This window comes from Tunturibacter empetritectus, from assembly GCF_040358985.1.
In the GTDB taxonomy this organism is placed as follows: domain Bacteria; phylum Acidobacteriota; class Terriglobia; order Terriglobales; family Acidobacteriaceae; genus Edaphobacter; species Edaphobacter empetritectus.
Window position 1 is genome coordinate 4290308 of sequence record NZ_CP132932.1, and the last position, 17653, is coordinate 4307960.

General features: G+C 57.8%; 22 protein-coding genes and 1 pseudogene. 12 read left to right on the forward strand and 11 right to left on the reverse strand.

The window, feature by feature from the left end; translation table 11 throughout:
* Nucleotides 1–35 precede the first annotated feature (35 nt).
* Both RBB75_RS17890 and RBB75_RS17895 read left to right on the forward strand, forming a co-directional pair.
* Nucleotides 36–335 carry a winged helix-turn-helix domain-containing protein gene (locus tag RBB75_RS17890; protein WP_353068846.1) on the forward strand — a complete coding sequence of 100 codons (300 nt, stop codon included), beginning with the start codon at nt 36–38 and terminating at the stop codon, nt 333–335.
* Between the two features lie 88 nt (nt 336–423).
* Nucleotides 424–1173: an SDR family NAD(P)-dependent oxidoreductase gene (locus RBB75_RS17895; RefSeq protein ID WP_353068847.1), complete on the forward strand. Its 750-nt coding sequence runs from the start codon at nt 424–426 to the stop codon at nt 1171–1173.
* 123 nt (nt 1174–1296) lie between these two features.
* On the opposite strand, the gene RBB75_RS17900 is transcribed toward RBB75_RS17895, so the two are convergent.
* Together RBB75_RS17900 and RBB75_RS17905 are read right to left on the reverse strand one after the other, a co-directional pair.
* Nucleotides 1297–1497: a hypothetical protein gene (locus RBB75_RS17900; RefSeq protein WP_353068848.1), complete on the reverse strand. Its 201-nt coding sequence runs from the start codon at nt 1495–1497 to the stop codon at nt 1297–1299.
* Nucleotides 1498–1884: 387 nt separating this feature from the next.
* Nucleotides 1885–2547 (reverse strand): YceI family protein, encoded by a 663-nt coding sequence (locus tag RBB75_RS17905; protein WP_353068849.1) that lies wholly within the window; start codon nt 2545–2547, stop codon nt 1885–1887.
* A gap of 265 nt (nt 2548–2812) precedes the next feature.
* Here RBB75_RS17905 and RBB75_RS17910 point away from each other — a divergent pair, with 265 nt between their 5' ends.
* The 9 genes from RBB75_RS17910 (at nt 2813) to thiS (ending at nt 7795) form a co-directional block, all read left to right on the forward strand.
* Entirely contained in the window at nt 2813–3766 is a 954-nt protein-coding gene (locus RBB75_RS17910; RefSeq protein WP_353068850.1) for a winged helix-turn-helix domain-containing protein, read from the forward strand.
* 145 nt (nt 3767–3911) lie between these two features.
* Entirely contained in the window at nt 3912–4211 is a 300-nt protein-coding gene (locus tag RBB75_RS17915) for an ArsR/SmtB family transcription factor (RefSeq protein WP_353068851.1), read from the forward strand.
* Nucleotides 4211–4675 (forward strand): SRPBCC family protein, encoded by a 465-nt coding sequence (locus RBB75_RS17920; protein ID WP_353068852.1) that lies wholly within the window; start codon nt 4211–4213, stop codon nt 4673–4675. The genes RBB75_RS17915 and RBB75_RS17920 overlap by 1 nt, the downstream gene beginning before the upstream one ends.
* A complete protein-coding gene (locus tag RBB75_RS17925) occupies nt 4672–5109 on the forward strand; it encodes an SRPBCC family protein (protein ID WP_353068853.1) in 438 nt (145 codons plus the stop codon). Before RBB75_RS17920 ends, RBB75_RS17925 begins: the two co-directional genes overlap by 4 nt.
* On the forward strand, nt 5093–5512 hold the full coding sequence (locus RBB75_RS17930; RefSeq protein WP_179638010.1) for a DoxX family protein: 420 nt from the start codon (nt 5093–5095) through the stop codon (nt 5510–5512). The genes RBB75_RS17925 and RBB75_RS17930 overlap by 17 nt, the downstream gene beginning before the upstream one ends.
* 116 nt (nt 5513–5628) lie before the next feature.
* Nucleotides 5629–6069 carry a DUF1801 domain-containing protein gene (locus RBB75_RS17935; protein WP_179638011.1) on the forward strand — a complete coding sequence of 147 codons (441 nt, stop codon included), beginning with the start codon at nt 5629–5631 and terminating at the stop codon, nt 6067–6069.
* Between the two features lie 87 nt (nt 6070–6156).
* Nucleotides 6157–6963 (forward strand): bifunctional hydroxymethylpyrimidine kinase/phosphomethylpyrimidine kinase, encoded by an 807-nt coding sequence (gene thiD, locus RBB75_RS17940; RefSeq protein WP_179638012.1) that lies wholly within the window; start codon nt 6157–6159, stop codon nt 6961–6963.
* A 229-nt stretch (nt 6964–7192) separates the two neighbouring features.
* Nucleotides 7193–7549, forward strand: a complete 357-nt coding sequence (locus RBB75_RS17945; protein WP_179638013.1) for a hypothetical protein — start codon at nt 7193–7195, stop codon at nt 7547–7549.
* A gap of 27 nt (nt 7550–7576) precedes the next feature.
* Entirely contained in the window at nt 7577–7795 is a 219-nt protein-coding gene (gene thiS / locus RBB75_RS17950) for a sulfur carrier protein ThiS (protein ID WP_179638014.1), read from the forward strand.
* Here the strand turns inward: thiS and RBB75_RS17955 are convergent.
* The 8 genes and pseudogenes from RBB75_RS17955 to RBB75_RS17990 all read right to left on the reverse strand — a co-directional run bounded on the left by RBB75_RS17955 (nt 7771) and on the right by RBB75_RS17990 (nt 14922).
* Nucleotides 7771–8997 (reverse strand): glycosyltransferase family 4 protein, encoded by a 1227-nt coding sequence (locus RBB75_RS17955; protein ID WP_179638015.1) that lies wholly within the window; start codon nt 8995–8997, stop codon nt 7771–7773. The two genes, thiS and RBB75_RS17955, sit on opposite strands and share 25 nt — an antisense overlap.
* A 44-nt stretch (nt 8998–9041) precedes the next feature.
* Nucleotides 9042–10124 carry an acyltransferase family protein gene (locus RBB75_RS17960; protein ID WP_179638016.1) on the reverse strand — a complete coding sequence of 361 codons (1083 nt, stop codon included), beginning with the start codon at nt 10122–10124 and terminating at the stop codon, nt 9042–9044.
* Nucleotides 10121–11653 (reverse strand): hypothetical protein, encoded by a 1533-nt coding sequence (locus tag RBB75_RS17965; protein WP_179638017.1) that lies wholly within the window; start codon nt 11651–11653, stop codon nt 10121–10123. The genes RBB75_RS17960 and RBB75_RS17965 overlap by 4 nt, the downstream gene beginning before the upstream one ends.
* Nucleotides 11654–11907: 254 nt before the next feature.
* A pseudogene (locus RBB75_RS17970) lies at nt 11908–12012 on the reverse strand (SDR family oxidoreductase); the annotation flags it as partial.
* A gap of 89 nt (nt 12013–12101) precedes the next feature.
* Complete coding sequence (locus RBB75_RS17975; protein ID WP_353068854.1) at nt 12102–12518, reverse strand: nuclear transport factor 2 family protein; 417 nt, start codon at nt 12516–12518, stop codon at nt 12102–12104.
* A gap of 95 nt (nt 12519–12613) precedes the next feature.
* On the reverse strand, nt 12614–13216 hold the full coding sequence (locus RBB75_RS17980; RefSeq protein ID WP_353068855.1) for an NADPH-dependent F420 reductase: 603 nt from the start codon (nt 13214–13216) through the stop codon (nt 12614–12616).
* Nucleotides 13217–13377: 161 nt separating this feature from the next.
* Nucleotides 13378–14112 carry an SDR family NAD(P)-dependent oxidoreductase gene (locus RBB75_RS17985; protein WP_353068856.1) on the reverse strand — a complete coding sequence of 245 codons (735 nt, stop codon included), beginning with the start codon at nt 14110–14112 and terminating at the stop codon, nt 13378–13380.
* A gap of 78 nt (nt 14113–14190) precedes the next feature.
* Complete coding sequence (locus tag RBB75_RS17990; protein WP_353068857.1) at nt 14191–14922, reverse strand: SDR family NAD(P)-dependent oxidoreductase; 732 nt, start codon at nt 14920–14922, stop codon at nt 14191–14193.
* Nucleotides 14923–15043: 121 nt separating this feature from the next.
* Here RBB75_RS17990 and RBB75_RS17995 point away from each other — a divergent pair, with 121 nt between their 5' ends.
* On the forward strand, nt 15044–16024 hold the full coding sequence (locus tag RBB75_RS17995; protein WP_353068858.1) for an AraC family transcriptional regulator: 981 nt from the start codon (nt 15044–15046) through the stop codon (nt 16022–16024).
* A 316-nt stretch (nt 16025–16340) separates the two neighbouring features.
* On the opposite strand, the gene RBB75_RS18000 is transcribed toward RBB75_RS17995, so the two are convergent.
* Complete coding sequence (locus RBB75_RS18000; RefSeq protein ID WP_353068859.1) at nt 16341–17612, reverse strand: WD40/YVTN/BNR-like repeat-containing protein; 1272 nt, start codon at nt 17610–17612, stop codon at nt 16341–16343.
* Nucleotides 17613–17653: the final 41 nt, after the last annotated feature.

The window sequence follows — 17653 nt, forward strand, 5'->3', positions numbered from 1 at the left end:
CATCGAATGACCAATGGGGGACATCTGTTTCGGGTATGAAGAAGAGGGATCCAAGCGCGGAGGTGATGCTGTCGGAGGATCAGTTTCAGGCGATTGCTCGGGCGCTGAGTGATCCGCGCCGGTTTGCGATTCTGCAACAGGTGGGGGCCAGTGAGGGGATGGAGTGCAGTGCGCTGCAGGAGCATGAGTCGATCAGTCCGGCTACGGTGTCCCACCATATGAAGGAGTTGAGCGAGGCGGGGTTAATTGAGATAAGACGCGTGGGTCGAGGGGCCAACCTATATCTGCACCGTTCGGTGTTTGAGGCTTATGTCAGACGGCTCTCCTCTATTTAGATCTGGTAAATGACGAATCGGGCCGGACCCTGCCCGCATCTATTCGATAGCTGCACTGTTCGATAGATATCGAAATAAGGAGATTGCGATGGGAAAGCTTACAGGAAAGATAGCGGTTGTGACAGGAGCGTCGAAGGGTATTGGCGCGGAGATTGCGAAGGAACTGGCGGCGCAGGGTGCGTCGGTGGTGGTGAACTATGCGTTGAGCAAAGAGGGCGCCGATAAGGTGGTTACCGAGATCGTAAAGGCCGGTGGGAAGGCGATTGCCGTGGGCGGGAGCGTCGCGAAGACTGCGGAGATTGATGCGCTTTTTGCTGAGACGAAGAAGGCCTATGGCAGGGTCGATATCCTGGTGAACAATGCCGGCGTGTATGAGTTCGCTCCGCTGGAGGGGATTACGGAGGAGTCGATCGACCGGATGCTGGGCATCAATGTGAAGGGACTGTTGCTCGCTACAAAGGCTGGCGTGGCTCTGTTTCCGGCGGAGGGTGGCAGCGTGATCAATATAGGATCGGTTGCCAGTGACCAGACGCCTCCGATGTCGGCGGTGTACAGCAGCACGAAGGGCGCCGTGGATGCAATTACGCGCGTGCTTGCGAAGGAGCTGGGGCCAAAGAAGATTCGAGTGAATGCGGTGAACCCCGGGCCTATCGTAACGGAGGGCTTCAAGTCTGCCGGGGTTGAGGGAAGCGACTTCGAAAAGCAGATGCTGCAGAGCACGCCACTCGGCCGAATCGGGCAGCCAGATGATGTGTCCACCGTGGTTGCGTTTCTTGCATCGGACGATGCCAAGTGGGTGACCGGTTCGCTGCTGCAGGTTGCGGGTGGAATGCGGTAAAGAATTTGCCGAAAGAGCGCTCCGGGCTTCGAGATGAAGCTCGGAGCTTTTTGTCTGTAGGAACCGAGGTGATACTTCCGAGTCGCCACGATTGTGGACAACCGGTTATGCCAGTACCAAGTGTTAATCTTTTGCAAAGCGGCTGATGCCGTAGGCGACCGGTAGTCCGAAGACGATCATGTGGATGAGCAGGCCAAGGCGCATGCCGCGAATGGTAATGGGGTCGTATTGGTGGAGGGCGGAGAGCGGCAGGACGATGAGCATCATGACGAGGTGAACGCCAGCACCAAAGCAGAGGCCGCAGATGAGCGGATACTCCGTCATGAATCTCAGTTTGCGGCTTACGGCGTAGTAGAAGGTTGCGAAGATGAGGGAGATGATAACGTGCAGCAGGACACCCAGAGTATAGTTTGCCGGGGCCTCCCTTAAGCGCCTTTTCCCCTACCAGGCCGTAGGTAATGACGAGGATAATGTCGTGGCCCGCAAGGATCATGGCCTGTAAGAGATCCAGTGTTGCGCCGACGAGACCCGCCACGCCGATTGCCAGTAGAGCGTTTCTTGTTGTTGTTCGCGTGGGTGCGGACTCTTGAATCATTGAGATCTCCTATTTCACTTCTGGTTGGTTTGCAACATCCCTCTTGAGTCACTGGACGCCCTGGTTGGCGGGAGTTTTGTGGTCGAGGCTAGTAGGGAGGAAAAGACTGAGTTCTGCTATGGAGTTGCGGGATTTGCGTCTGCTTCAACGTCAATCTCGATATCGACATCGGGCACCGTAGAGTCGCCGACTTCTGATGCGTTGTCCCGCGCTCCCATGCCGAATGCAGCACGCTTCAAGCCTGCGGTTCCATGGAACGCCACTCTGGCCGGCTCGTTCGGCTCAGTATCGGAGAAGGTGCCATTGAACTTGAAGGTGAGCGGCACGACCCTGGTAACACCGTGCATTGTCAGCGAGCCGTCCATCCTCCACAGATCTGAGGAAATACGGTGAATGCCGCGACCCTGATAGGTCATCGTCAGAAATTTCTTCACATCAAAGTACGCGTCGCCGCGAAGATCCTCATCACGCTTGCTGATCTGCGTGCTGATCGTGGAGACGTCGATCGTGACGTCTACGCTGCAGGCAGCTGGGTCCGGCGATACAGTGATAGTTCCCGTAACTTTGTCGAACCGGCCACGCACACGCCCGACCAGATGGTGCCACGCGCTGAAGTAGGCGAAGCTGTGAGCGGGATCGATCTTATATGTTCCCGGAGCCGGAAGGGCGTCAGCTTTGACGCTCTTTTGAACGGGTGCAGGGGGCTCCGCCACCGCAAAGGTCCAGGACATCGCATAAGTTGCCAGAAGCAGAGCACTGACTCCAAAGAGATCGTGCAATTTCTCTAAAACTGATCTTGTTACTTTCCTGCTGACCATCTCACTTGCCTCCGGTTGATGCAACTCGCATTGCGGTTCTTACGCTACGCAGAGGAGCGCGAGGAAGTCCTGAATCCAGTCTGAAATACTCTGAATAGTTCTGAAATAAGGCTGTAAGTGCGGGTTAAGGGTTGAACTGCGTTCGGATGGTGGGTATCGGTATAATCGGCAGGCGCTGGTTTTTATGGAAGCTTGATTTAAAGGCAGAAGGTAGTACTGAACCTGTATGGAACGCACCCCCACAACAATGCTTCGCATCGGCACCTGGTGCGTCAATCCGGCATCCGGCCAGATTTCACGAGATGGAGAGAGCGCACGGCTTGAAGCGCGGACGATGCGGCTGCTGGTGTGTCTGGCCGAGCATGCCGGAGAAGTGGTGAGCATCGACGATCTGCTTAGCCAGGTGTGGTCCGGGGTTATCGTGTCACCCGACTCGGTTTATCAGGCAGTGGCGTCGTTGCGGCGGTTGCTTGGCGACGACCCGAAGCAGCCTACTTATATTGCGACGGTACCGCGGCTGGGGTATCGCATGGTGGCGACGGTGAGTCCTTGGTTGGAGGAGCCGATTGCTCAGACAGTTTCACCGACGGTATCTTCAGTGGCTTCCGAGAGCGAAGCTTCGGTTGCGATTGCGAATGCGCCGCGGCCGGGTTCGCGCCGAATAGCCCTGACGATTAGCGGTGCGGTGATCTGTCTTGCGGTTGTTTTTGCCCTCGTGTTGCGCGCCAAGACTCCGAATCATTCTCCGGTGGAGTCGGCTGTGATCGCTGCTCCACAGACGCAGAAGTCCATTGCGGTGCTGCCGTTTCTTGACCTGACCCAGGGGATGCATGAAGGGGAGTTCGCCGATGGCATGACAGAGGAGCTGATCGACAAGCTCAGCAAGCTCCCCAGGCTGCAGGTACCGTCTCCGACGTCTTCGTTCTACTACAGGGATAAAGAGATGCCGGTGGCGGAGATCGTAAAGGCGCTGGGTGTGATGTATGTGCTGGATGGGAGCGTACGCAAGTCTGGTGCGCGGGTGCGGGTGGCGGCGCGGCTGATCCGTGCGGATAACGGGTATGTGGTGTGGTCGGAGACGTACGATCGTCCGTTTCACGATCTCCTCATGGTGCAGGACGACATCGCAGGTGAAGTGACGAAGGCGCTGGGGGCGTCGACGGAGTTTAAGCCAAGCTGAACACTGCAAGCTGATTCGGTTAGCGCGTATTCCTTTAGGCCGACTTGTCGGAAGCGATCGGATGACTTTTACGTTGATTCTTTCTCTTGACAAACCATAACCATACGGTTATGGTTTTGCTGTGAAACCGGCCAATGCAAATCCCGTGTTCCGTGCTCTTGCCGATCCGACTCGCCGGGCCATCTTTGAGGAGCTGACCCGACAGGGGGAGCAGACCGTCCACGCATTGACTCACTATGCGGGGGTCTCCCAGCCTGCCGTCTCCAAGCATCTGACGGTACTGAAGCGGGCAAAGCTAGTACGGCATCGCCGTGCGGGTCGCGAGACTCACTATCGTGCGCAGCCTGATGCACTGGCGCCGATGGTGGACTGGCTCAATCACTACGGCGCCTTCTGGCGCGACCGGTTCGACCAGCTTGAAGCACTTTTGGAAAGGATGGATTAATGACCCCAGCCGTTGACACCTCCGCTCGCTCCATCGTCGTCGAACGCCAGATGCCGCATCCACAGGAAAAAGTCTGGCGTGCGCTCACCGAAGGCCTGCTCATCGAGCAATGGCTGATGAAGAACGATTTTCAGCCGATCGTCGGGCACAAGTTCAACTTCCGCGCCAAACCCATGGCCGGCTGGAACGGGGTCTCTGACTGCGAGGTTCTCCTCGTCGAGCCTCCGCAGCGTCTCTCCTGGAGCCAGAACGCCTCCGGCGAGCAGGCAGCCGACGGCCTGCGTTCGGTTGTTACCTGGACCCTGACGCCCACTGATGCTGGCACCCACGTTCGGATGGAGCAGTCCGGCTTCCGCGCGCAGGACGAGGGCGGCTATCAGGCGATGAGCTTCGGCTGGCCACGTGTTCTCGCTAACCTCGAGCGTGTGGCTGGTGAGTTGAATGCAGAGGAGGTGGACCAATGACCTCCCCCAATACCCTTGTCGTCGAACGAGTCTTCCCGCACCCACCAGAGAAGCTGTGGCGCGCGCTTACGGAGAGCCCGCTGCTCGCGCAGTGGATGATGAACAACGACTTCGAGCCGGTGGTTGGACGGAGGTTCCAGTTCCGCGCCGATCCTATGCCGAACTGGAATGGCATTGTCGACTGCGAGGTGCTGGTCGTCGACCCGTTGCAACGGCTGTCCTATAACTGGGGCGTTGGAGGGGGCGAAGCCGGGCTTCAATGGGTCGTACTCTTCACGTTGACTCCAGAGGCGGGTGGAACCCACCTTCGCATGGAGCAGTCCGGCTTCGGTCCGGATCAACAGGCGGCGTATCAAGGTGCAAACTACGGCTGGCAGAGGTTCTTTGGTGGCCTCGAGCGTGTTCTCGGGAGGTGCAATGACTGCGAAGACTAAGAACGTTACGTATTGGACGACCACCGCACTTATAGCGTTTTTTATCGGAAGCGGCGGCGCCGGGCAGCTGGTACAGTTTCAGCGCAACCCCCACGGCGTCGTGCCCGCGCTTGGCTACCCAATGTACTTCTTCGCCATCCTGGGAGTTTGGAAGATGCTTGGAGCCATCGCCATTCTTGTGCCGGGTCTTCCGCGGCTCAAGGAATGGGCGTATGCCGGTATCTTCTTCGATCTGACGGGCGCTGCCGCATCGTGCGCTGCAGTCGGCGGCTATGGTGCTTATGGCTTTCACGTCCTCGCCCCACTCATCCTCACCGTAGTTACAGCGGTGTCGTGGGCACTGCGACCGCAAAGCCGTATTATCGGTGTGCTCTTTCCTTCGACAGACAGCAGGCCGGTATAGTCACGTGAATAGCGAACAGTTCTGGATAGAAGGGGTGCAGGGAGTCTGCGCGGTTGGCGAAGGTTGCAGGTTGCGCTGAGTACGGCTAAATTAGGTTGCGAGATTTGGAGATGTCCATGAAGAAGTCCGTTCCGGTGGAGTCTGCTTCTGCGTTGATCGACGCGAAGATCAACGAACTTGGCGACTGGCGTGGGAAGATGCTCGCGAAGGTGCGCGAGATCATCCGTAAGGCAGACCCTGAGATCGTCGAAGAGTGGAAGTGGATGGGAACTCCCGTTTTTTCCCGCGGCGGCATTGTGTGCACGGGAGAGACATACAAGAGCGTCGTCAAGATGACCTTTGCCAAGGGAGCTGCATTGAAGGATCCTTCAGGTCTGTTCAATTCAAGCCTTGAAGGGAATGTCAGGCGTGCCATCGATATCCAGGAAGGCGACAAGATCAATGAAGCGGCTTTGAAGGATCTCATCAGGGCTGCGGTGGCGCTCAATCTCGAGGGCAAGGGCAAAGCCAAGAGCCAGCCTAAGCTCCGGCCGGCGCTCAGCGAACGAGGCGGCTAGCTTCTCGCAGCTGCTGGAGATATCTCCGCTACTACTTGTCGATCGCGGGCTCATCGAAGGCAGCGCTTCCTTTATGCTTGAGAGGCGATGGCGCAGACAGTTTTGACGATTGCTGGATTTGATCCCTCATCGGGTGCGGGTGTGACCGCCGACCTGATGGTGTTTGCGGCGCATGGGTTGTTTGGGACCTCGTGCATAACAAGCCTGACGGTGCAGTCGACGCTGGGGGTGCGGGATAGTCTGCCGGTACCCGCGGAGTTGGTGCGGGCTACGCTCGGTTGTCTGGAGAGCGATCTGCCGGCGGAGGGGATCAAGATTGGGATGCTGGGTACAGCAGCGAATGTGGTTGCGGTGGCGGAGTTTCTTGAGGGCCTGCGCGGGCGGGGGTGGCGGGTTCCGGTGGTGCTGGATCCGGTGATCCGGTCGAGCTCGGGCAGGGAACTGCTGGATGCGGAGGGAGTAGGGACGCTGCGGGGGAGGCTGCTGCCGCTGGTGGATTGGGTGACGCCGAACCTGGAAGAGCTGGGGGTTCTGGCGGGGCGGATTGTGATGCAGCGGGGGGATATGCCAGCGGCGGCCCGGGATCTGCAAGCGATGGGAGCTGGGTTAAATGTGGTGGCGACGGGTGGGCACCTGATGCCGCCGGACGATCTACTGGTGCGTGCGACTGGAGAGATGGAGTGGCTGCCGGGGGAGCAGATTGTAAGCCGGTCGACGCATGGGACGGGGTGTGCGTTTTCAAGTGCGCTGCTGAGCAGAGTGGTGATGGGAGATGCTCCACTGGCTGCGGCGAGGATGGCGAAGCGGTATGTGGCGGAGGCGATTCGGACGGCCGAGCCGAGGGGTGCGGGGCTGGGGCCGGTGAATCCGCTGTGGCCTCTGCGGGATGAGTAGTTATATGGCACAAGGTGTGTGCTGAATCGGGAATTGGAGTGGCGGGGCGGTTTTGGGTGGCGAGGCAGGTTCTGAGACGAACAAACTACATCGTTTGGGTCATTGCCGGGCTTTGGCTGGACTATTTGAATAGCGCTGAGGGTCTGCGTTGAGTTGCCTTAGTCGGAATATTCCGGATAATGCCTTGGAGAGGTTGGCCGATAGGGATTAGGACGGAGGATTCAGGTCCATGTCCACAGTAGCTTTTCCCGGGGTCTTTCGACCCGAACTCGTAAACCGGAGCGCCTCGAGCGTTCCAACTCTTTCGCCGGGGAACCCCGCGCCGAAGAACGCAGACCTGACGATTCACAGGATCAGCCAGACACACCATGGCCGCACGCTGCTGACGCTGGGCCATGCGGCCGAGTATCTGGCAAACTCGCGGCGTTATTCGATTCAGGCCTTCGACAATAAATCTGACGATGAGGCGATTCACATCCTGATGGGTCTGAGCCGGAGTGTGTTTGAGGACTTTGCTCAGCCGAAGACGCTGACTCGCAGGTTGTGGAACTGGTTTGTTGAGCGGACGGTGCGGTTGCTGGATTAGATGGCGATGCTGCTAGGCTGAATAGGTATGGCACTTACGGTGATCTTGAACGGCCAGTCCCGCAGCTTTGACGCGCTTGAAGAAGCTGCCAGCCTTGAACAACTTGTCGTGGAGCTGGGATTGAAGAGCGACCGCGTGGCGATAGAACACAATGGGGAGATTGCTGCTCGCTCGAACTGGGCACAGACGGCGCTGCGCGCAGGGGACCGGCTGGAGGTGGTTCACTTTGTCGGGGGTGGGGTTTGATGGGCCGGTTTGTGCGGTATATCTTTCGCTGTCAGACGTTTTAGAAGAGACTCCCAGCGGTCGCCGTAGTCGTCCCAGCCTCCTAGTAGCTGGACGCGGCGGAGGGCGGCTTCGCTCATCTGCGATTGGAGGCCGGGGTCGTCGGCGAGTTGCTGCATGCGCTGGGTGAGGGCGGCTGCGTCGCGAACTGGGACTACGAAGCCTTCTACGCCGTTGGTGAAGAGGTCTTCGCCGCCGGTGTTGGTGGAGCAAAGAACAGGGCAGCCGCAGGCGAGGGCTTGACCCTGGACCAGCGCCAAACCCTCTTCGATGCTGGGGAGAACCATGACGTGGCTGGTGCTCATGACGGTGGCGAGCTGCTCCTGCGGGAGTGGACCGAGGAACTCGACTTGCTGCTGAGGAAGGCGATCGAGGACGGTCTTCATGTCGGGGTGGATGGACCCGGCGAGGCGCAGGCGCTTTGCGGGATGCCGGAGTTTGGCGAAAGCTTCGAGGAGGTAGGGAACTCCCTTGCGTAGGGTGACGGAGCCGGCGAAGAGGACCTCGAAGCGGTCGTTGGAATCGGGAGGCTCGCCGGTGCGGGTGAAGTTTTCGAGGCGAACGCCGTAGGGGATGACGTGAATCTTTTCAGCTGGCAGGCCCATTTCGATGAAGGAACGGGCGGCGAAGCTTGAGGGGACGGTGATGGCGTCCGAGATAGCGTAGATCTTTTCTTCGCGGAGGATGTCGCGAATGTCGGTGACGGGACGGGTCACATTCCAGCGCTGGTACTCGTCGGAGACGATGGTCTCCTGATAGCGCTGATGGGAGGAGCCCCGGTCGCAGATGAGGCGGCCACCGCGGGACTGGATCTCGCTGCCGGTTTTGAGGCTTGAGCCGGAGATGGCGATGACAGCGTCCGGGGTTGTGTTTGGGGTTGCGGCGGCGCGGGTGCGCCGGAGGGTCCACTCATCGAAGGAGAGTGAGTTTGCATAACTTATTTGATCCATTAGATATGGATGGTGAATGCCAAAGCGTTGCATGAGAATTTCGGGGGTGTGGACCCAAGGGAAGGTCTCGACCAGTTCGCGGGGAAGGCCTTCGCGCTTGAGGCGCGTCCAGGGCCAGGTCGAGTAGATGCGCTGGAGATGGCCTCGGCGGTTAAGCTGGCGGGCTAGTTCAAAGTGATGGAAGACACCGAAGACCGTCTGAACAATTCGCATAGCGCCAGTGGGCGATTGACCTCGGTTCATCGTAACAAAGGTGGTCAGGGGGCGGACTGGACGGCGGGGCGATGATATTTGGCGGTGAGGAAGCGGGTGACGGGTCGCTCGACGAAGAGATAGCAGAGTGGGCCGATGAGAGCGACCGACAGAAAGGCGAGGACTACGTTTATGTCGGGCCCCAGGCGCGCGAGATGGGGATAGAGTCGATCGTATCCGTAGAAGACGAGGAGCGTGACGAGGTAGATGGAGTAGGAGGCGTCGCCGAGGAAGACACCGAAACGTCCGGTGGTGGAGGTGATCTGCGTAGAGCGGAAGACGAGGCCTGCAGTGATCATGGCAGCGGGGATGCCCCAGAGGAAGACGCGATGCCAGCTGAGGTCTCCGTTGAGGACATATTTTGCGTTGCCGAGGTCATAGTAGCCGCAGAAGAGCGTGGAGAGAAGCCATAGCGATCCGACGGCGAGCAGCATGGTGCCGACGGCGTGGCGCTTGCCAAAACGCGCGTAGGCCAAGCCGATGAGACAGCCGAAGGTGAACTCGATGTTGAGGGGATTGGCCAGCAAAATGAGCACAGGCTGATGGAAGCCGAGCAGGCCACCCACAACGACGAAGGCGAGGATAGTGAGGATAGTTCGTTCGACTACATGGACGACGCCGAAGAAGAGATTGAGGGTGAGGAGGTAGTAGAAGAACATCTCGAAGATGAGCGTCCAACCGATGAAGATGAGCGGCGTCGGCATGGGAAAGCGTAGCGAGGGAAGCAGAAGGTAGGAGTTGAGAAGCCAGGCAAGGGTGAGATGGTGTTGCTTCCACTGCACCAGGACAAAGAAGAAGGAGAGGATCCAGTAGATGGGGAAGATGCGGAGGAAGCGGCGAAGGAGAAAGTCGATTGCGCCATGGGGCAGGTTGGGATGAGTGGGGCGAACGCTCATGGCGACGGTGGAGAGGATGAATCCGCTGATCGCGAAGAATATGTCGACTCCGCAGGCGCCAAAGTTGGTGAGGTTGAAGAAGTGACTTTGGCGGGAGACTGCGTGGCCTGAGACGACAAAGAGGGAATGGACGTAGACGACGAGCAGGGCCGCGATCGCTCGGAGGATCTGGATCGAGTCGTGTCGTTTCATCGAGAGAGGGAGGCCGGCTTCAAGGTAAGTGGGGTCGCCGCTGGAGTGTCTCTTCGAAGGTAGATGCGGTAGCCGCGTTCGTGCTGCGCATCGCCGCCACGTTGTATGGAGAGGATGTAGTTCTGGTTCAGGAGATCAGTGAACTGTGGCCAGAACTGCAGCTTGTCGTAGCCACGGGCACCGAAGGTCGGCCATTGTTCATTGGTCAGGATGATGATCCGCGGATTGGATTTCTTTAACTGTGCGAGGAAGTCGTCTCGCAGGTGTTCTACCCGCGCATCGTTGCGGTCGAGGAAGAAGACGGTGTCGTTGACGTAGCCAGTGGCCATGGTGAGGTTCATGTGGAGCAGGACGTTGAGACAGCCGCTGGTCACGTCAAGACACTGTACCTCGCCGGGCGCATCCGAAGCGTGCAGGGCCGTCAGGTCACTCTGAAGTGCGCCTTCGTTCCACCTGTCCCACGTGGCTGGACGTGAGAGACGGGGGTAGATTGCGGAGGAAAACAGGAGCAGGGCGAGAGCCAGCCATCGATAGCTTGCTGTGCTTTGTCTGGCCGTGGCTACGAGGACCCAGGCGGCCCAGAGAAAGAAGAAGTAATAGAAGGGCAGCCGGTGATAGGTGAAGCCTTTGTGTTGCAGGAAGAAGGATGCGGCGCCCAGCACTGTGGCGAGGAGTAAGGTCTGCTGGTCGAGGTCGTCTCTGAGGGCCGGTTGCAGCGCGACGAGGAGCAGCGAGCCGATTGCCAGCTCCGGCAAGACATGGATTGGTTCGAAGATGGCTGGAAGTATCTCCAGAAAGCTCCTTGAGGCTGTGGTCGCATAGACCGGAACCATGGTCCATTCGAGATTGAGAAAGGCGCCGACAGCTTTTTCGTAGAGGAGATAGGCAAATATGACTGCGAAACCGGCGGCGAAACCGGCGAGGAGATATCCAAGATAAGAGCGGAGGGGGAGTTGCCGCTTGCGAAGTGCCAGGATCAACGGCAGAACGAGGAGAATGAAGACAATGGCGGTAGGCTTGATCGTCGAAGCCAGCGCGACTGAGAGTCCGAAGAAGAGAATGAGGAGCGGGCGTTGGCGATGGAAGGATTCAAGCAGCAATGCGACACCGGCCCCGAGCAGGCAGGTCATGTAGAAATCTCGCTGCCCGAGGTTGATGATGCCGGCCCAGGTACCGGTGTGCTCGAGCACGAAGAACGAGATGCCGAAGACGGAGGCGAACCAGAGTCCTCGCCGGCGCGTGATGACTAGCATGGAGGTAAAAGCTACGGCGAGGCCGAAGAGATCGAAGAGGCGGAATGCGAGGTCGCTGGGGCCGAGAAGGTGTCTTTCGAGGCTGTAAAGAAGAAGCGATCCGGGAAACTGTACTTCGACGATGTCGCGGTAGAGACGCATTCCATGTTCGCTCAGGTAGACCATGTAGAGCAGGATGGGGCTGTCGTGCACCAGCGGCCAGTGCATGGAGTGAACGATTGTGATACCTACGGAGACCGCTAGCCAGACGGTAAGAAGGGCGAACAGGATGCGCAAGGTCGACGGTTTGAGCGCAGGGGAAGAGATGCCGATATTGTGTTGCGTCAGGGCCGAGCCTCCGGATTGTGTTTCAGAGAGAAGTATAGAGTCTGGCTCTAGGATTGGCCTAGGTCGCCAGGTCGTCTGTTGCTGCTCAATTGAAATGACAGGGGGATTCGCCCTTTAGAAATGTCACTCTATACCTCGCCGTAGCCGTGCGGCCTGAAGCAATGAGCGCATTGGCGATCATGCACTCACCGAGATCGCTGATATCAGATGGCCGAGAAGCCGCCGTCGACATTCAACTCCACCCCATTCACGAAGCTCGAATCGTCTGAAGCAAGAAACAGCGCGACCGTCGCAAATTTCTCAGGACGGCACGCTGTTTAAGGTTCAGAAAGCGTTGTCCCTGTTCAACGTGTTCGTAGACCTTACGAATCGGTTCGTGTGGGATCGGTGCGATGGGTCAGGGCCTGGGGCTCGCGTCGATCTCGGCGGCCCGCGCCAGTGCTTGCGTGTCAACATACTCCCGGACGCTCTTCAATTTGCCGTCTCGAACGGTAATGTCGAAGACCCAATGATCCTCAAAGGTCTTATTGGTTGGTTTGACTCTCCCCGTAGCGAAGCCGACGACCAGAACCCGGTCTCCCTGCGCTACGAACTCGGGGGGCTCTGGGTACGAAGTCTCCACCGTTTCGTTAGCCTTCTGAAGTAACTTCTCCAATCCTGCATGCCCGCGGTACGTGCCGGCCAGCGGCCAGTCCTCGCCTGGAACGGTCCACTCAATATCTTCCGCAGACAACGCCAGCAGGCCATGCTTATCGCGGCTGCCAAGTGCCGCAAGAAAATTCTTTACAGTCTGGACATTCTTTTCAATGCTCATCGAAATCTCCTTTTCCCGTACAGGAATGCGTATTCGAGCGAATCAGGCATTTTGCAGTGGTACTTCTTGGGCAGCATCACACGCTCGTAGATCGATTACTGCTTCTTTTTGAACAGATCCTGGAAGATGAGTGGACCCCAAATGCGGTCGCGCGCATGCACCAGCGCGCCACCCTCGTTGAGCTTTCCTAGCTTCACGGGTGCAAACCCGAGCTGTTTGGCCAAATCCGCTACGGGAGCGATCGCGTCTTCGTCGTCGCTCGATAGAAAGACGACACGATGTCCGCCCTCAACGATCGGATCGGTGGCCAGGGTGGCCGCACCCAGATGATTGAAGCCTTTCACGAGCTTGGCGCCGGGAAAAGACTTCGCAACGAAGGCGGAGGACAGCAGGCCTTCCAGATCCTCAGAGGGAACTAACGCGTTCGTCGTGTCGATGATTGTCTTGCCCTTCCAACTCGGAAGCGCTTTCGCAACCTCGCGGTGTTGCTCGAACAGAACCGCCAGGATGATTATGTCGGCCTCGAGCGCCTCTTGCAGTGACTTGGCTGTGACGGTTGGTCCAATCGCTCGAGCCTGCGGTGCCAACTCCTCAGGTGGCCGTCGACTCGCGACTGTCACGTTGATGTTGTTGCGGGCGAAGGCGTGGGCGAGGGCCTGGCCTATCTTTCCGAATCCTACGATTGCATAGCTCATCATGTTTCCCCGATCCTTTTTCTGATCCGTGTTGCTGTTGATTTCCAACCTTCGACGGCGAGGGACATCCAGTTTCGTTCTGTGGCGACCTTCCGTAAACGTCCCGCAGTAAATCAAATTTGCGGGCGGCCGGAAGGTCAGCCACTAGCCGAGGTCTGCAGACGTTAGATCGCCGTCATGCCGCCATCGACGAATAACTCCACCCCGTTCACGAAGCTCGAGTCGTTTGAAGCAAGAAAGAGCGCGACCGTCGCAACTTCCTCAGATTGACCCATCGTTCCCCGTGGGATCAGTGATTCAAAATACTGCCTCGCCTCCTTGGTGAGAACTCCTTCCTGCATCGGTGTGGCAATGGCACCGGGAACCAGCAGGTTCACGCGGATCTTTCTGTCCTTGAGTTCGTTGAGCCAGGTGCGTGCGAAGGAGCGCAACGCCAACTTGCTCGCCGCATATACGCCGAAACCAGGGAAACCTTTTGCCGCAGCATTGGACCCGGTCATGAAGATTGAGCCACCATCGTTGAACAGTGGCAACGCTTTCTGCACCGTGAAGAGGGTGCCGCGCACGTTCAGGTCGAATGTCTTGTCGAAGTGCTGCTCGGTGATCTCTCCCAGCGGGACGGGCTCGCCTATACCGGCACTCGCAAACAGGACGTCGATCTTGCCCTTTTCTCGCTTGACTGTGTCGAACAGTCGGTCGAGGTCGTCGAGATTGGCCGCGTCACCCTGGACGCCGGTTACATTCCGGCCTATTACCTTAATCGCCTCGTCGATCTGCTCCTGTTTTCGGCCCGTGATGAAAACGTAGGCACCCTCTTCCACGAACAGTTTGGCACTCGCCAGCGCCATGCCGCTTGACCCACCTGTGATGACTGCAACCTTACCTTCAAGCTTTCCCATAATGACTCCCTTGATCGTTGTGTAACTGATAGTTGTGTAGCTGATAGTTGTGTAGCGCACTCACCAACAGCCCCCGATTCAGATCGCCGAGAAGCCGCCATCGACAGCGAAGTCCACCCCATTCACGTAGCTTGCTTCGTCGGAAGCAAGAAACAACGCGGCCGCTGCGATCTCCTCAGGGCGACCCATCTTTCCTCGTGGGATCAGGGACTCGAACATCTGCCTCGTTTGCTCGTCGAGTCGCTGCGAGTCCGCAGTGTCCACCTGCCCCGGACTCAACACGTTCACCCGGATCTTCCTGCCCTTCAGTTCGTTGAGCCATGTGCGTGCGAAGGAACGCAATGCCGCCTTACTCGCCGCATACACGCCGAAACCAGGGAAGCCTTTCACAGAAGCAACGGACCCGGTCATGAGGATCGATGCGCCATCGTTCAACAGCGGCAACGCCTTCTGAACGGTAAACAGCGTTCCGCGCACAATCAGGTCGAAGCCCGCATCGAAGTGCTGCTCGGTAATCTCGCCCAGTTTGGCGGCTTCGCCCTTGCCGGCGCTCGCGAACAGGACGTCGATCTTGCCCTTTTCCCGCTTTACTATGTCGAACAGGCGGTCGAGGTCGTCGAGATTGGACGCGTCGCCGCGCACGCCGGTCACGTTCCGGCCAATCAGCTTGACGGCCTCATCGAGCGCCTCCTGCCTCCGGCCTGTGATGAAAACGTAGGCACCCTCTTCAACGAAGCGCTTGGCGCTTGCTAGCGCCAGGCCGCTCGATCCACCTGTGATGACTGCAACTTTTCCTTCAAGCTTTCCCATAATGACTCCCTTTTGATAGATGTGTAGCATCCGGTACAGTAGAGTAGAGTTCTTTGGCAGTGGACGAGAACTGCTCAGTAGTCCTAATATTTTGTCTATTCGTCCAAAAGGGGAGGCTAAATTGGACCCGATAACAGATATCTTCAGAACATTGCATGTAACCGCTTTCGGCCTGCACAGGCTCGAAGCCACAGCTCCGTGGGGCGTGAAACAGGAAAATCAGACCGAAGAAAAAATCACGCCTTCCGGCAATAAGATGCCGCCCACAGATTTGGCGCACTTCGCCATGGTCTCGCGCGGCAACTGCTGGCTGAGTGTGGAAGGGATTGCGGAGCCGATTCCGCTCACCGGGGGTGATTGTTTTTTGCTGGCTAAGGGAACTTCGATTGTTTTGCGCGACAGCCCGCGAACACGTCCGAAGTGGAGTTTCAGCGAGATCGGGGCTAGGGCCAACGGCAATGTCGCTCTTTATGGAGGTGGTGGCGCACCGACGACAATCGTCTGTGGGTCCCTGAGTTTCGATCGCGCCAGCCTGAAGCCGGTCACTCAGTTATTGCCGAGCTTCATTCTGATGAAGGCCGATCAGGCACGCACGCTTGCGCTTCACAGCACAGTGCAAGCGCTGGCGTCAGAGATGGCAGAACAGGCGCCGGGATCTGAAGTCGTCGCGACTCGACTGGCCGAGGTTCTGTTTATTCAAGTGCTCCGTGCGCATATCGCGTCGGGACCGGAACGTAACAGAGGATGGCTTCGTGCGGTTTTTGATCCTCAGATGGGCCCTGCCCTGAGTGCCATTCACGACAGTGTGAGTACACCCTGGACAGTCGAATCTCTGGCCGCAGCGGCAACCATGTCTCGCTCCGCATTCGCAGTCCGTTTTAAAGAGCTACTCGGACAAACACCACTGGAATATGTAACCGAGTGGCGGATGCAGAAGGCGATGCAGCTGATACAAGAGCGTGACAAAAAGCTCATAGACGTTGCTCGGTCGGTCGGTTACGAGTCCGACGCTGCGTTCAGTAAAGCGTTCAAACGAGTTGTCGGGGCAAGCCCTGGAGAATACCTCAAACGTGGTTTTGGAGACCAGGGTAATGCCTTCTGAAAACGCGATAGGGAAGCGGGAGACCCAAGGTCAATTGGCTTCCGACGTAGCGCTGCTCACGGTGGCACAAGAGATATGCTCAGCTTTTCCACGGGGATGGATATAGGCCAGTGCAGATCTTCAGGACGTGCAGAAGGATAGCAAACGCTTATGGAACTAGCTCATGAAAGCTGGCAAAAATGCGCTAATGGCTAGAACCATGACACTTCTGTCGACTGCCTCCTCACTATACATAATATGTGTTATCGGACGTTGTGTTTTAGTTCTGTTGCCTCTCAATAACTCCACTTGCGTCGCTATCAACAAAGTACGAGAGCTATTTCTCGCGATTCTTTAGATGAGGCTTACAGGAGTCAGCGAATGGATTGGTTAGGAAGGTGCCTGCGATGCCGGAGATTAGGATGGTTCCATCGGAGTTGAAGTGGGCGGAGCGGAACTCCTCTTCTGGAAGATCGTTGAGCCTCGTCCAGGTTTCGCCGCTGTCCTGGCTGGTGTAGACGCCGGTGAGCGAGGTGACGACCTCCCGGCTTGGCTTTGCAGGGTCGACGTCTACGCTATAGGCGCGGACGTTGGAGCCGGTTTCGTCGGTTGATCTATGCAGGAGAAATCTGGCGTTGGTGACTCGCCGGACGGTGCCTGGACCTGAGGGGTTGTAGACTCCCCAGCACGCGGCCAGGTGGAGACCGCCGACGACACTCATCCCATGGATCGCCGAGTCAGGGCCGACGCCTTCGATGCGGCTCCACTTCATCGAGTGGAGGTTGAGCAGGTAGACCTGATCCCCTGTTCCGAGATAGAGGAAGCCTGGGTTGAGTTTTTTGGGATCATCAAATTGAAGGGAGAGCAGGTCCATATCGGTTGGGAGATGTGGGATGGGTCCATCTTCGATCCATGAGCCGTCACTCTCTTTGTGGTAGCGGAGGAGCTGGGGCTCGAGGTCAAAGTAGCCATAGCCGATGAGGAGATGTTGTCCGTCGGGTGTGATCTCTACGACGCTGGCTCTCAGGGGGTCGCCCGGCTTCTTCGTGATGGGAGTGCGGGGCGGCGTATCTGGAACGCGGGGACCTGCAATGGGTTTGACCAGCGGCTGGTTGGGGTTTGATTGAGGAGATACTTGAAATGCTCCCCGTTGCGTGGTGATTACAAAGTAAGTTGCATCGGGAGAGATGATGAAACCATTGCGTAGACCCTCACCGATTCGAGCATCGAAGTATGTGGAATCGACTCGAGCGATCTGCGTCCATGACGCGCCTCCGTCGGTTGACTTCGAGATGTACATGGCTCGGTCCTGGGATGGAAGCTTGTTGCTGAGATCCGCAGTGAGCCCCCAGATCAAGTCAGGATTGGCGTCAGGGCTGGGGTCGGCAGCTATGGCCTCGATAAAGTCGCTGGCAAATTGATGACTTCCCGGCAGGCCAGTCACTCGATGAACGAAGCAGGTGTTCCTGTCGTTCGCTGCGTTGCTCTCTGTGCTGACGGCTTGATTCGGAGTGGAAGTCAGAGCCTGGCCCTGCCCTGCTACAGGGAGGGTCATCCAGAGGAGCAGGCTTGTACTGAGGACCGTTCGATATGGGAGTAGGCGTGGCATGGCCAGAACAGTTTCGATGCGCTTGAATCAACAACATCCCA

What these genes read in the sequence shown, in the direction of transcription:
- RBB75_RS17890 (WP_353068846.1), top strand. Translation starts at nt 36, where the DNA reads ATGAAGAAGAGGGATCCAAGCGCGGAGGTGATGCTGTCGGAGGATCAG.
- RBB75_RS17895 (WP_353068847.1), top strand. Translation starts at nt 424, where the DNA reads ATGGGAAAGCTTACAGGAAAGATAGCGGTTGTGACAGGAGCGTCGAAG.
- RBB75_RS17900 (WP_353068848.1), bottom strand. Translation starts at nt 1,497, where the DNA reads ATGACGGAGTATCCGCTCATCTGCGGCCTCTGCTTTGGTGCTGGCGTT.
- RBB75_RS17910 (WP_353068850.1), top strand. Translation starts at nt 2,813, where the DNA reads ATGGAACGCACCCCCACAACAATGCTTCGCATCGGCACCTGGTGCGTC.
- RBB75_RS17920 (WP_353068852.1), top strand. Translation starts at nt 4,211, where the DNA reads ATGACCCCAGCCGTTGACACCTCCGCTCGCTCCATCGTCGTCGAACGC.
- RBB75_RS17925 (WP_353068853.1), top strand. Translation starts at nt 4,672, where the DNA reads ATGACCTCCCCCAATACCCTTGTCGTCGAACGAGTCTTCCCGCACCCA.
- RBB75_RS17930 (WP_179638010.1), top strand. Translation starts at nt 5,093, where the DNA reads ATGACTGCGAAGACTAAGAACGTTACGTATTGGACGACCACCGCACTT.
- RBB75_RS17935 (WP_179638011.1), top strand. Translation starts at nt 5,629, where the DNA reads ATGAAGAAGTCCGTTCCGGTGGAGTCTGCTTCTGCGTTGATCGACGCG.
- thiD (WP_179638012.1), top strand. Translation starts at nt 6,157, where the DNA reads ATGGCGCAGACAGTTTTGACGATTGCTGGATTTGATCCCTCATCGGGT.
- RBB75_RS17945 (WP_179638013.1), top strand. Translation starts at nt 7,193, where the DNA reads ATGTCCACAGTAGCTTTTCCCGGGGTCTTTCGACCCGAACTCGTAAAC.
- thiS (WP_179638014.1), top strand. Translation starts at nt 7,577, where the DNA reads ATGGCACTTACGGTGATCTTGAACGGCCAGTCCCGCAGCTTTGACGCG.
- RBB75_RS17955 (WP_179638015.1), bottom strand. Translation starts at nt 8,997, where the DNA reads ATGCGAATTGTTCAGACGGTCTTCGGTGTCTTCCATCACTTTGAACTA.
- RBB75_RS17960 (WP_179638016.1), bottom strand. Translation starts at nt 10,124, where the DNA reads ATGAAACGACACGACTCGATCCAGATCCTCCGAGCGATCGCGGCCCTG.
- RBB75_RS17975 (WP_353068854.1), bottom strand. Translation starts at nt 12,518, where the DNA reads ATGAGCATTGAAAAGAATGTCCAGACTGTAAAGAATTTTCTTGCGGCA.
- RBB75_RS17980 (WP_353068855.1), bottom strand. Translation starts at nt 13,216, where the DNA reads ATGATGAGCTATGCAATCGTAGGATTCGGAAAGATAGGCCAGGCCCTC.
- RBB75_RS17985 (WP_353068856.1), bottom strand. Translation starts at nt 14,112, where the DNA reads ATGGGAAAGCTTGAAGGTAAGGTTGCAGTCATCACAGGTGGGTCAAGC.
- RBB75_RS17990 (WP_353068857.1), bottom strand. Translation starts at nt 14,922, where the DNA reads ATGGGAAAGCTTGAAGGAAAAGTTGCAGTCATCACAGGTGGATCGAGC.
- RBB75_RS18000 (WP_353068859.1), bottom strand. Translation starts at nt 17,612, where the DNA reads ATGCCACGCCTACTCCCATATCGAACGGTCCTCAGTACAAGCCTGCTC.